Source organism: Shinella sp., from assembly GCF_052438155.1.
GTDB lineage: Bacteria > Pseudomonadota > Alphaproteobacteria > Rhizobiales > Rhizobiaceae > Shinella.
This window is the reverse complement of the sequence record NZ_JBQVPI010000018.1, coordinates 45,419-57,711: the sequence shown is the minus strand read 5'-3', so window position 1 is coordinate 57,711 and position 12,293 is coordinate 45,419. Positions and strand designations below refer to the sequence as shown.

Annotated in this window: 10 protein-coding genes and 1 pseudogene; 10 read left to right on the top strand and 1 reads right to left on the bottom strand. The window is 61.9% G+C overall.

Annotated features, from left to right (window positions below):
* The first annotated feature begins 260 nt into the window (after positions 1 to 260).
* The 8 genes from ACT6VE_RS25020 (at position 261) to ACT6VE_RS24985 (ending at position 8,461) form a co-directional block, all read left to right on the top strand.
* Complete coding sequence (locus tag ACT6VE_RS25020; RefSeq protein WP_444801051.1) at positions 261 to 1,289, top strand: sugar ABC transporter substrate-binding protein; 1,029 nt, start codon at positions 261 to 263, stop codon at positions 1,287 to 1,289.
* A 98-nt stretch (positions 1,290 to 1,387) separates the two neighbouring features.
* Positions 1,388 to 2,344, top strand: a complete 957-nt coding sequence (locus ACT6VE_RS25015; protein WP_444801050.1) for an ABC transporter permease — start codon at positions 1,388 to 1,390, stop codon at positions 2,342 to 2,344.
* A gap of 17 nt (positions 2,345 to 2,361) precedes the next feature.
* A complete protein-coding gene (locus ACT6VE_RS25010; RefSeq protein WP_069063560.1) occupies positions 2,362 to 3,132 on the top strand; it encodes an ATP-binding cassette domain-containing protein in 771 nt (256 codons plus the stop codon).
* The gene (locus tag ACT6VE_RS25005) at positions 3,132 to 4,106 is read left to right on the top strand and encodes an ABC transporter permease (protein ID WP_444801049.1); all 975 of its coding nucleotides are present in this window, start codon (positions 3,132 to 3,134) and stop codon (positions 4,104 to 4,106) included. Before ACT6VE_RS25010 ends, ACT6VE_RS25005 begins: the two co-directional genes overlap by 1 nt.
* A 262-nt stretch (positions 4,107 to 4,368) precedes the next feature.
* The gene (locus ACT6VE_RS25000) at positions 4,369 to 5,478 is read left to right on the top strand and encodes a phytanoyl-CoA dioxygenase family protein (RefSeq protein WP_444801048.1); all 1,110 of its coding nucleotides are present in this window, start codon (positions 4,369 to 4,371) and stop codon (positions 5,476 to 5,478) included.
* A 64-nt stretch (positions 5,479 to 5,542) separates the two neighbouring features.
* Complete coding sequence (locus tag ACT6VE_RS24995; RefSeq protein WP_444801047.1) at positions 5,543 to 6,487, top strand: sugar ABC transporter substrate-binding protein; 945 nt, start codon at positions 5,543 to 5,545, stop codon at positions 6,485 to 6,487.
* Between the two features lie 76 nt (positions 6,488 to 6,563).
* Positions 6,564 to 7,685, top strand: coding sequence for an ABC transporter permease (locus tag ACT6VE_RS24990; RefSeq protein WP_444801046.1), 1,122 nt, complete (start codon positions 6,564 to 6,566; stop codon positions 7,683 to 7,685).
* Positions 7,685 to 8,461 (top strand): ATP-binding cassette domain-containing protein, encoded by a 777-nt coding sequence (locus tag ACT6VE_RS24985; protein ID WP_444801045.1) that lies wholly within the window; start codon positions 7,685 to 7,687, stop codon positions 8,459 to 8,461. The genes ACT6VE_RS24990 and ACT6VE_RS24985 overlap by 1 nt, the downstream gene beginning before the upstream one ends.
* A 38-nt stretch (positions 8,462 to 8,499) precedes the next feature.
* On the opposite strand, the pseudogene iolE reads toward ACT6VE_RS24985, so the two are convergent.
* Positions 8,500 to 9,401: pseudogene (iolE, locus tag ACT6VE_RS24980) on the bottom strand (myo-inosose-2 dehydratase).
* Between the two features lie 115 nt (positions 9,402 to 9,516).
* Here iolE and ACT6VE_RS24975 point away from each other — a divergent pair.
* The gene (locus ACT6VE_RS24975) at positions 9,517 to 10,638 is read left to right on the top strand and encodes a Gfo/Idh/MocA family protein (RefSeq protein ID WP_444801044.1); all 1,122 of its coding nucleotides are present in this window, start codon (positions 9,517 to 9,519) and stop codon (positions 10,636 to 10,638) included.
* Positions 10,639 to 10,848: 210 nt separating this feature from the next.
* On the top strand, positions 10,849 to 12,285 hold the full coding sequence (locus ACT6VE_RS24970) for an NAD-dependent succinate-semialdehyde dehydrogenase (RefSeq protein WP_444801043.1): 1,437 nt from the start codon (positions 10,849 to 10,851) through the stop codon (positions 12,283 to 12,285).
* Positions 12,286 to 12,293 lie beyond the last annotated feature (8 nt).

The following is a 12,293-nucleotide window of genomic DNA, read 5'->3' as shown; positions in this document are numbered from 1 at the left end:
TAAATCCTCACCCCCATCCATGAAAATGCCTCCCAGCGATCTCGTCTTCAGGCGGTCCGAAGGTAGCCGCAAACGCTGACGCAATGCCGAGTTCGCTCCCGATCTGGAATAAATGTTGACAGTATTAAAATAATGCAATTAATATTGCATCGAGGAGTTCAGCAGGCAGCGTGGAGGTTGCTTGTGATGCCGTTTCAAGACGACTGAGCAATCCGCTCGCATCGATAACTCCGTCTACCCATTCAAGGAGGAGGAACCTTATGAGAATTGGAAAAAGCATCCTGTATTCTGCTCTTTTGGCGTCGGCTGCGCTTGGGGTCGCCCATGCCCAGGACGGCGAAAAGCAGTATCGCTTCGTCATGGTCTCGCATATCGGCTCCAACGATCCTAACATGAACTGGCTGACGACATCCCTGAAGGAGTTCGAGGCGAAGTATCCGGACGTGAAGACCGAATACATTTCCACGAACAATTACTCGGTTCAGGAGCATGTCCGCCTGCTCGAGCAGGCAATCGCAACCCAGCCGGACGGCATTGCCGTGCCGATCGTCAGTTCGGATGCCTTTGAAGGCCCGCTGCGCAAGGCGATCGAGGCCGGCATCCCGGTTGTCGCCTTCAACATCCCGGACGGTCGGCCCGATGGTGAGCGCATTCCCTATCTCACCTATGTCGGCGGCGACGAGTTTCTGACGGGCAAGAAGCTCGGGGAATACGCGCTGACGAAGGTCGAGGCCGGCGAAATCCCGAAGCCGACGCATGTGGTCTGCGCAAGCCATGACTCGGCACATCAGGGTCTCAAGGCGCGCTGCGCCGGTATGAAAGAGGTGATGGAGAAGGCGGGCGCAAAGTTCGACGAACTCTTCATCGGCGCGGAGCCGGCAACGGCGCGCAACACGCTGCAATCCTTCCTGCAGGCCAATCCGGACACCAATTATATCTTCACGGTCGCCGGCTGGTCGTCCCCCTGGGCGTGGGGCGTTGCAAACGAGATGAAACTCGATCCTGATGTCGATGACAAGGGCGTCACCGTTCTGACCGTAGACGAAGGCCCGGTATCGATCGAAGGCGTGCGCGCGGGGCATATTCTCGCGACGAACAGCCAGGGTTTTTGGCTGCAGGGCTACGCACCGATGGAGTGGCTGTATTGGAACAAGAAGTTCGGATACGCGCCTCAGCAAAGCATCCTGACGGGTCCGCTCGTGATCAACAAGGATAATGCGGATCAGTGGGCCGAGCAGGTCCGCGGCGTATTCGGCGACAAGGCCTACGACGAACAGAACACCTGGTAACCGGTACCCTCCCGGGCGAGGGCGGCTGGCCTTTCGACAGGCCGGCTGCCCTCATTTGCGCATCCCGCAGCGCATATCAACGAGCAGGATCAAGAACCATGAAGTACCTTGTCCGCAGCCAGGGCTTCGGCGCGACCATCGGCGTCATCGCCATGCTGGCCGTTTTCACAGTGATCGATTTTTCCGGATGGTGGACGGTGCAGACCCTGTCCAACGTCACGCAGTTCACAGCCATCCTCGCCTTGGTGGCCTTGGGGCAGGCCCTTGTGATCATGACGAAGGAGATTGACCTGTCCGTCGGGTCGATCTACGGGCTGACCGGCGTGGCCTTCATAACGCTGGAGCCCGCTCTCGGCGTGCCCGGCTCTCTGATCGTAGCGCTGCTCATCGCGGCGGCGGCCGGGTTTATCCAGGGAACCGCTGTCGTCAAAGGCGAGCTTCCATCGATGATCGTCACGCTTGGCGGCCTGTTTGCTGCGCGCGGCATCATCTACGTCTGGACGGGCGGATCCGTCCATAATTTCTCCCCGGATGCTCGCACTCACGCCCTGACCCGGCTCCTGGGTGGAGAGCTCTTCGGTGTTGCAGCGGCCATCTACTGGGTCGGTATCATTTCCGTCCTGCTGGCAATCATGCTCTGGGGCACCCGTTTCGGGAACCGGCTTTTGGCGACCGGCGGCAGTCGGGAAAGTGCTGAATCGCGCGGCGTTCGGACCGACCGCATCAAGACGGCGGCCTTTGTCCTCTGCTCTTTGCTCGCAGGCTTCGCCGGCATCCTGACGCTGTGCAACCAGCCGCAGACCCATGTGACGCTCGGCGAGAACATGGAGCTTGAAGCCATCTCGGCAGCGGTGATTGGCGGGTGCTTGCTGACTGGCGGGCGAGGGTCGATCCTCGGCGTCGTCCTCGGCGCCTTGATCGTTGTCAGCTTCCGTTACGAGCTGATCGCGCTCGGCGCACCATCGTCCTGGTACATCACATTCGTCGGCGCCGTTCTCATCGTGGCGGTTATTTTCAATCAGAAGCTTGCCCGCTTTGTCGGGCACAGCGTTTGACGCGGGAGGACGCTCAAATGACCCAACACCCTCTGATCCAGGTAAAAAACCTCGACCTCTATTTCGGGGCCTTCCACGCCCTAAAAAACGTTTCGGTCGATTTCAACGCCGGCGAACTGATCGGCCTGGTCGGCGACAATGGTGCCGGCAAGACCACGCTGATACGCGTTCTGTGTGGCATTCACGCCCCGTCGAAAGGTGAGGTCTTTTTCGACGGCAAGAAGGTCGAGAAGTTTCACCCGAAGCTCGCCATCGACCAGGGCATCGAGACCATCCAGCAGTCCGTCGGCCTTTGCGACAATCTTTCGATCGCACGCAACTTTTATCTCGGCCGGGAGCCGGTCAAACGCATCCTCGGCATACCGTTTCTCGATTTCGCCAAGATGCGCGAGAAATCCAGTCGCGTCATCCGCCAGTTCGGCCTTCGCGAGAACGTCTCGGCCGATGACGAGGTGGAGCGGCTGTCGGGCGGTGAGCGCCAATCGGTCAAGATCGGCCGGGCCGTCGAGTTCAAGAACCGCGTCGTCATCATGGATGAGCCGACCAACCACCTGTCGGTGCGCGAACGCGAGCATGTCAACGAACTGGCGGTGCAGCTAAAGGAGCAGGGCCTGCTCGTCATCTACATCACGCATGATATCTTCCAGGTGCACAAGCTCGCCGATCGCATCGTCATCATGGAAAACGGCGAGAAGGTTGCCGATGCGTCGACCGACAGCATGTCGGCGGAAGCGCTTGAAGATGTCATCCGCCAGGGCGGTCGCGTCGTCGAGAAGGAGGCGGTCTGATGGTACTCTCCGCGGCAAAACCCCTCATTCGCCGCCACACGGAAATCGGCATCTTCCTGATCGGCGCCATCCTGATCGTCATTTTCGCATCGACCTCGGACGGGCGGTGGGCCAATCTCTACAACATCGGAACCATCATGCAGGTGACCGCGACGCTCGGGCTGATGAGCCTCGGTGTCGCCATCGTGATCGGGACCGGTGAAATCGACATTTCGGTCGGCTCGACCTTCGGCATGGGTGCGCTCGCCTATCTTTGGCTTGCCGCCCGTGTCGATCCCGTGTTTGCCGCTTTGGCTGCGATCGTGGTTGGCGCGGCTATCGGTTATGTGAACGGCTGGCTCATCACCAGGACAAAGACACCCTCGCTGATCATCACTCTTGGCACCCTGATGATCTTTCGTGGCATCGCGATCGCGCTGACGGACGGCTTTTCGTTTTCCATTCCTTATGCCGCGCGAAACGGCTGGACCTACTTTCTTCTTGGCGGGGGCGATTTTCTCGGCTTCAATACCGCTCTGTTCTGGTTGATCGCGGTCTTTGCTATTCTCTTCGTCGTCCTGAAGGCCATGCCATTCGGCAACCGGCTGCTGGCCGTCGGCGGCTCGGCGGACAGTGCGCATTCGCGCGGTGTGCGTGTCGAGCGCATCAAGCTGTCCGCATTCGTCATCTGCGGTATGCTCGCCGCCTTTGCCGGCGCGCTGGAGGCTGGAAAGCTCGGATTTGCCGATGGATCCATGGGGCGACTGATGGAGTTGCAGGCCATTGCCTCCTGTGTTCTGGGCGGCTGCCTGCTGGCTGGCGGGCGGATCTCGCTGATCGGAGCCCTGATGGGTGCATTCGTCCTGTCCTCCATTCAGTCCTATCTGGTCGTCACCGGTGTTCAGCCGCAATGGTTCATCCTCATTCTCGGCCTCATCGTCGTCGGGGCGGCCTATGGTGACAAGTCGCTCCGGAATTGGGCGATCCGCAAGTAGCGGCACCTTCTCTCACCCTGCTTGACCGTATCGGCGCCGTTCATCGGCGCCGTTTTTTTGTCTTTGCTAAAGGGTGGTTTCCCGTTCGTGCGCCATGGCTGCGAAGTGTGTTGACATTCCATTATCTGCAATTAATGTTGCTCCTTGAGGATAAGTGCAATTATTCAATCCCGGCAGTGACTTGCGATGCGCAACAGGCGCGTTGCGAGAGCGCCACGTGCTGATTTCTGCAGGGGGCGATACAGATCGGTAGGAGGATTTCATGAGTGACATTGCAGCGGTGATCGATCTTGCGCAGTTCCGGCGCGAGGTCGAAACCGAAACCACGAAGGCGATGTGCCCGACGGCCATTGCCATCGAGAAGAACATCCCGATCTATGACGGCGCGTCCGTCAACGATGCCATCGGCCCGGAATGGGCCTCGGTCATCGGTGAGGGGCCGGGCCTCTTCGTGGTGAAGCGCGCTTTCACCGATCCTGGCGCCATCGACGCGGCCAGTGACGTGTTTCGCCAGATCATCGCCGACGAGCGTGCGGCAGGCACGGCCGCGGGTGACCACTTTGCCAAGGCCGGTGCCAATGACCGCATCTGGAACAGCCTGCAAAAGCTGTGCCTACGCAATCCGGCGGTCTATGCCCGCTACATGGCCAATCCGGTGATCGACATTGCCTGCCGCGCCTGGCTCGGCCCGGGTTATCAGATCGCCACCCAGGTCAATCAGGTGCGCCCCGGCGGCAAGGCACAGGCGCCGCATCGCGATTACCACCTCGGCTTCATGAAGCCGGAGCAGATGGCAGAGTATCCGACGCACATCCACGCCACCGGCCCGACCCTCATCCTGCAAGGCGGCGTCGCCCATTGCGACATGCCCGTCGAGAGCGGCACGACGAAGCTGCTGCCGCATTCGCAGCGCTACCTGCCGGGTTATGTCGCCGCCACACGGCCGGAGTTCCAGGCCTATTTCGAAGAACATTGCGTCCAGCTTCCCTTGGAAAAGGGCGACGCCATCTTCTTCAGCCCCGCATTGTTCCACGCCGCCGGCGAGAATCGGACGGCGGATGTCGTGCGCATGGTCAATCTTATCCAGACGGCATCCGCCTTCGCTCGCCATATGGAAAATCTCGACCGCACCGCCATGGCCCGCGCCGTCTATCCACATCTGGCGGCACTTTCGCCGCAGGGACGGCGGGCGGTGATTGCAGCGACCGCGGACGGTTATCCGTTCCCGACCAATCTCGACACCGACCCGCCGCTTGGCGGTCTCGCACCGGAAAGCCAGCAGGAGCTGCTCGCCCGGGCCGTCGTGGAAGGTTGGGACGAGGCACAGCTCGACGCAGCGCTTGCCGCTCAGGGTGCCAAGCGCGCCGCTTAAAAGTTACCCGCAATGGCTTCGGGCGGGGAGGAAACAGGAAGCCAATTTCGGGAGGAAATCGTTCATGAAGAAAATTCTGCAATCGCTCGCCCTCGGCGCGCTGCTCGCCACGACGGCGTTTGCCGGTATCGCCAATGCGGATGGCGAGAAATTCGTCTGGATCAGCCATGGCCCGGATAGCGACAGCTGGTTCAACGTCATCAAGAACGCGATCAAGGTCACGAACGAGCAGATGGGCGTTACGACCGAGTATCGCAACCCGCCGAGCGGTGACCTCGCCGACATGGCGCGCCTCGTGCAGCAGAGCTCGGCGGCCGGTGTCGATGGCATCATCGTCACCATCGCCGATTTCAACGTACTCGAAGGGCCGATCAAGGATGCCGTTGCCAAGGGCATTCCTGTCGTCACCGTCAATTCGGGCACGGTGGAAGAAAGCCAGAAACTCGGCGCGCTGATGCATGTCGGCCAGCCGGAATATGAAGCAGGCCTTGGTGCCGGCAAGCGGGCGAAGGAAGCAGGCATCAAGAGCTTCCTTTGCGTGAACCACTACATCACCAACCCGGCGTCCGTGGAGCGTTGCCGCGGCTTTGCCGAAGGCATCGGCGTCGAACTCGGCAACCAGATGGTCGATTCCGGCATCGATCCGTCGGAAGTGCAGAACAAGGTGAAAGCCTATCTCACCGCCAATCCCGATACCGGCGCGATCCTGACGCTCGGCCCCAACTCGGCCGAACCGTCGATCCGTGCGGTGAAGGACATGGGCCTCGACGGCGACCTCTATTTCGGCACCTTCGACCTCTCCGCCGAGATTTCGGCGGCCATCAAGGACGGCACGATCAACTTCGCCATCGATCAGCAGCCGTTCCTGCAGGGCTCGATCCCGATCCAGGTGCTGACGAACTTCGTCCGCTACGGTGTGACGCCGTCGAACTCCATCTTCACCGGCCCTGGCTTCGTGACGAAGGAAAACATCGCGCTCGTCGAGTCGCTGGCAGGCCAGTACCGCTGATCTGACGGATTTTTGGCGCGCATCGGGTCATTGCCCGTGCGCGCCAAAAAATGTTTCTGAGGGAGGAAATGCATTCATGACGGACGTCATTCCGGACGCGCTGAAGGACGAGCGCATCAAACCCGTCTCGCCGCTCAGGCGCGCGCTGATCCGGCCCGAGCTAGGCGGGATCTGCGGTACCATCCTGGTCTTCCTGCTGTTTGCGGTGATTGCCGGCGACAGCGGCATGTTCGCCGCCGAGGGCGTGATGAACTGGACGGTGGTTTCGGCCCAGTTCATGGTCATCGCGGTGGGTGCCTGCCTTCTGATGATTGCCGGCGAGTTCGATCTTTCCACCGGCTCGATGATCGGCTTTTCTGGTGTCATGATGGCCATTCTGTCGGTCCATCTCGGGGTGCCGCTCTGGCTTGCCATCATCGCGACCTTCGTCTTCTGCGTCCTGCTGGGCGGTGTGAACGGCTGGCTGGTCATCCGCACCGGCCTGCCGTCCTTCATCGTGACACTCGCCTTCCTCTATATCCTGCGTGGATTGACGATCTGGGGCTCTATCTATTTTACCCGCCAGACGATCATCGGCGGCGTTGCCGAAAAAGCGGCAACCGACTGGCTCGCTCCGATTTTCGGCGGCAAGGTTTTAGGCTGGCTCTTTACCTGGATGGGGGAGGCGGGCTGGATCGCCACCTTCACCCGCGGTAATCGCGCCGGGCAGCCGGTCATCGACGGTATTCCCATGCTCGTCGTCTGGGCGATCGTGCTCGTGGTCTTCGGCCACTGGCTGCTGACCCGCACCAAGTTCGGCAACTGGATCTTTGCCGCCGGCGGAGATGCGCTCGCCGCGCGCTACGTCGGCGTGCCGGTCAATCGCGTAAAAATCCTGATGTTCATGTTCTCCGCCTTCTGCGCCGTCGTCTTCGCCACCTGCCAGGTGATGGAGTTCGGCTCGGCGGCGGCCGACCGTGGCCTGTTGAAAGAGTTCGAGGCGATCATCTGCGTGGTCATCGGCGGCGCGCTGCTCACCGGCGGCTACGGCTCCGTCATCGGGGCGGCACTTGGCGCCATCATCTTCGGCGTGGTGCAGCAGGGCCTGTTCTTCGCCAATGCGGAAAGCTCGCTCTTCCGGGTGTTCCTTGGCGTCATCCTGCTGACGGCGGTCATCATGAACACCTACATCCGCCGCATCATCACGGGAGAACGCTGATGTCCGCCATCGTGGAGATGAGAAACATCACGAAGCATTTTGGCCATGTCATCGCACTGGCCGGTGTCTCCTTCGACGTCAAGGCCGGCGAATGCCATTGTTTGCTCGGTGACAACGGTGCCGGAAAATCGACCTTCATCAAGATCATGTCCGGCGTCTACAAGCCGAGCGGAGGGGAGGTGCTGGTGGAAGGCACGCCGACCCTGTTCCAGAGCCCGCGCGACGCCATGACGGCGGGCATTGCCACGGTGTATCAGGACCTTGCGATGATTCCGCTGATGAGCGTCAGCCGCAATTTCTGGATGGGGCGGGAGCCGGAGCGCGGCGTCTGGCCGTTCAAGACGTTCGATACGGACAAGGCCGATGACATCACCGTCAAGGAAATGCGCAAGATGGGCATCAGCCTGCGTGGTCCGGACCAGGCGGTCGGCACGCTCTCCGGTGGCGAGCGCCAGACGGTGGCGATTGCGCGAGCGGTCTATTTCGGCGCCAAGGTGCTGATCCTCGACGAACCGACCTCCGCGCTCGGCGTGCGCCAGACGGCGAACGTGCTGAGCACGATCGATCGGGTGCGCAAACAGGGCATCGGCGTCGTCTTCATCACCCACAACGTCCGTCACGCTCTCGCTGTCGGTGACCGCTTCACGGTGCTGAACCGTGGCCAGACGCTAGGCACCGCCGAACGCGGCACGGTGGATGCGGCAGCCTTGCAGGACATGATGGCCGGCGGGCAGGAACTGGCGCTGCTGGAATCCTCGCTCGGCGGGACGATCTGAAACGGACGTGCCGGCTCGGGCCGGCACGTCCCGTCGCTCTATTGACGAACCACCTCGTAACCGGCGGCAGCCATGACGCGGAGGAGTTCCTTATGGCCGATCTTCGCCATGTCGAGCGGCGGGTTGTGGGCCGGGTCCTGCTCCGCCTCGACGACGAACCAGCCTTCATAACCATGGGAGGCGAGCCGCTTGACGATGGCCTCGAAATCGAGGCTGCCGTCGCCGGGCACTGTGAAGGCGCCCTTTATGACGGCGTCGAGAAAACTTTCGCGCGTGCGGTCGAGCGCGTCGATCACCGGCAGGCGGACGTCCTTGGTGTGCACATGGGTGATGCGGCTGTGATGCTTGTCGATGACGCGCAGGACGTCGCCGCCCGCAAAGGCCATGTGGCCGGCGTCGAAGAGCAGCGGCAAGCCTTCGCCGGAATGTTTCATCAGGAGATCGAGTTCTTCCTCGGTCTCGATCGGTGCCGCCATGTGGTGGTGATAGGAGATCGGCATGCCCTGGTCGGAGCACCACTCGCCAAAGGTCGTCATCTTGCGGCCATAGGCCTTGATCTCGTCTTCGGAAAGCCTGCGCTTGGTGGCAAGCGGCGCGCGGCGGTCGCCCTGGATGGTGCCGGCCGTCTCGCCATAGACGATGCAGGGTGCACCGACCGCCTTGAACAGCGCCATCTGCTCGGCGATCCGGTCCTTCTCCGCTTCGATGTCGCCATCGAGCAGCAGGCCGGAGAACCAGCCGCCGCAGACCTGGATGCCGTGCTTGTCGAGGATGGGGCGAAGGACCTTTGCATCCATCGGGAAGCGCCGGCCGGTCTCCATGCCGGTGAAACCGGCTTCTGCGGCTTCGGCAAGGCATCCTTCCAGCGAAATGTCGCTGCTGATTTCCGGCAGGTCGTCGTTCCACCAGGCGATGGGGCAATGCCGAGTCTGGCTTTCATGGTCGGGCTCCAGGTGAGGGCTTGAGGTGTTCGACAAAACAAATATTGACATTTATAGATTTTTGCAATGATAATTGCATTCAGCAAACTGCGCCTCATCGAGGAAACACAGAGAATGAAAAAGAAGCTTCGTCTTGGCCTTATCGGGTCGGGTTTCATGGGCAAGACGCATGTCTTCGGCTTTGCCGCCGCCGAGCGGGTGTTCGACCTGCCCTATGACGTGGAACTTGCCACGATCGCCGATGTGACCATGGTCCAGGCCGAAGCGGCGCGGGCTGCCTTCGGTTTTGCGCAGGCGACGGATGACTGGCGAAGCCTGGTGGCGGACCCCACTATCGATGTGATCGACATCACCGCGCCGAATGCGCTGCACAAGGAGATGGCGCTTTCCGCGATCGCCGCCGGCAAGCATGTCTATTGCGAGAAGCCGCTCGCCCCGCTCGCCGCCGATGCGCGGGAGATGGCTGAGGCGGCAGAAAAGGCCGGCATCAAGACGCAGGTCGGCTTCAACTATCTTTGCAATCCGATGCTCGGCCTCGCCAGGGATATGATCGCCGGCGGTGAACTGGGCGAAATCCGCGGCTACCGCGGCATCCATGCGGAAGACTACATGGCCGATGCAAGCGGCCCGTTCACGTTCCGGCACGATCCTGCCGGTGGCGGCGCGCTGGCGGATATCGGTAGCCATGCGCTGGCGACGGCGGAATTGCTGATGGGACCGATCACCAGGGTCATGGGCGACTGCGTGACAATGATCGCAAGCCGCCCCGACGGCAAGGGCGGCGTGCGGCCGGTCGAGACGGACGATGTCGGCCGCGCCTTCCTGCGCTTTGCCAACGGAGCGACCGGCTCCATCGAGGGCAACTGGATCGCGACAGGCCGCAAGATGCAGCACGATTTCGAGGTCTACGGCACGAAGGGCGCGCTCGCCTTCTCGCAGGAGCGCTTCAACGAGCTTCACTTCTATTCCACGGCGGACGCCAGGGGCCGTCAGGGCTTCCGGCGCATCGAGGCCGGCCCAGACCATGCGCCCTACGGCCGCTTCTGCGTCGCGCCCGGCCACCAGCTCGGCTTCAACGATCTCAAGGCGATCGAGGTCGCGGGGTATTTGGAGGCGATCGCCGGCTTGCGGCCGGAACCGTTCAATTTCCGGGCCGGCCTGCGACTCCAGACGCTGGTGGAGACGATCCAGAAATCGTCGCGCACCGGCACCTGGCTTGATGTGAAGGGTGATTGACCACAAGCGGCGGTGGCGCAATAATAATTGCATATGGGAATTGGCTGGCAATTCGTGCCGCGCTGAATGACGGTGTGTCCAACCCTCCATTTACCCCGAACAAGCTGTCAATCGTGTCGATTACACTTGACGTGCAATTAAAATTGCGCCTTTGTAATAATGAAAACAAATGTTGCTGGTCGGATCCCTTCAGCAACGCGAGGAGGAAACATGTACGCGTCCTACGGTTTGTTCATCGATGGTGCCTGGTCAGGTCCCGCGACCGGCGCATCGACCGAAATCACGGATCCGGGCAACGGCGACATATTGGGTGTCGTTCCCGTGGCGAGCGTTGACGACACCAACAGGGCGATCAGCGTAGCGGACAGGGCTTTGCACGCGTGGAAGAGAATGCCGGCCTGGACGCGCGCGGACCACTTGCACAAGGCGGCCGATGTGATGGCGGCGCGCACGGCCGAGGCTGCGCGCCAGATCACGCTCGAAACCGGAAAGCCGCTGGCGCAGGCGGGTCGCGAATGGGCGCTCGTCGTCGACCAGTTCCGCTGGTACGCGGAGGAGGCTCGCCGCATCTACGGCCGCATCATCGAGAGCCGTGTGCCGGGCGGCCGCCTGGAGGTCGCGCACGAGCCCGTCGGTGTCGTCGCGGCCTTTACGGCGTGGAACTTTCCGGCGGCATTGATTGCCCGCAAGGTCGCACCGGCGCTTGCCGCCGGTTGCGCCGTCATCGTCCGGCCATCGGTCGAGGTGCCGGGCGTGGCGATGGTTCTGTTCGATTGCCTGCGCGAAGCTGGCCTTCCCGCCGGTGTCGCCAACCTCCTGATCGGCCCGACCGGCAACACCTACAAGCCCATCATGGCCTCGCCGGTCGTGCGAAAGGTTTCGCTGACGGGATCGACGCGCGTCGGTCAGCAGATGATCCGCGACAGCGCCGAGACGGTGAAGCGCATCAGCATGGAACTCGGCGGCAATGCGCCGATGATCGTCTTCGACGACGCCGATCTCGACAAGGCGCTCGATCTAGCGGTGCCGACGAAATACGCCAATGCCGGACAGGTCTGCGTGACGCCGGATCGCTTCTACGTGCACGAAACGCTGCACGATCGCTTTGCCAACGGCTTTGCTGCCCGTGCCCGCGCGTTAAAACTTGGCCATGGCCTCGACGAGGCGACGCAGATGGGGCCGCTGATCAACGAGCGGCGCATCGCCGCAATCGAAGAAATCATTGCCGATGCCAGCGACCGCGGCAGCAAGATTCTCGCAGGCGGCCGTCGCCCGACCGACATGAATGCCGGCTTCTTCTTCGAGCCGACCGTCATCACCGGCCTGCCGGACGATGCCAAGGCGATCGCCGAGGAGAATTTCGGCCCGATCGCCGCCATCACGTCGTTCTCCAGCACGGATGAGGTTTTCGAGCGGGCGAATGCCTCCGAAATGGGCCTCTCGGCCTACGTCTTCACCCGCGATGCCGGCCGTGCACGCGAGGCGGCGGCGCGGCTGGAGGCGGGCATGGTCGGGGTCAACAGTTTTGCGCTTGCCGCCGCCGAGGCGCCGTTCGGCGGCATCAAGGCGAGTGGCATGGGCCGCGAAGGCGGCACCGAGGGCATCCTCGACTATTCCAACGTCAAGCTCGCGCAAATGCTGGTCTGAGGAGGCAG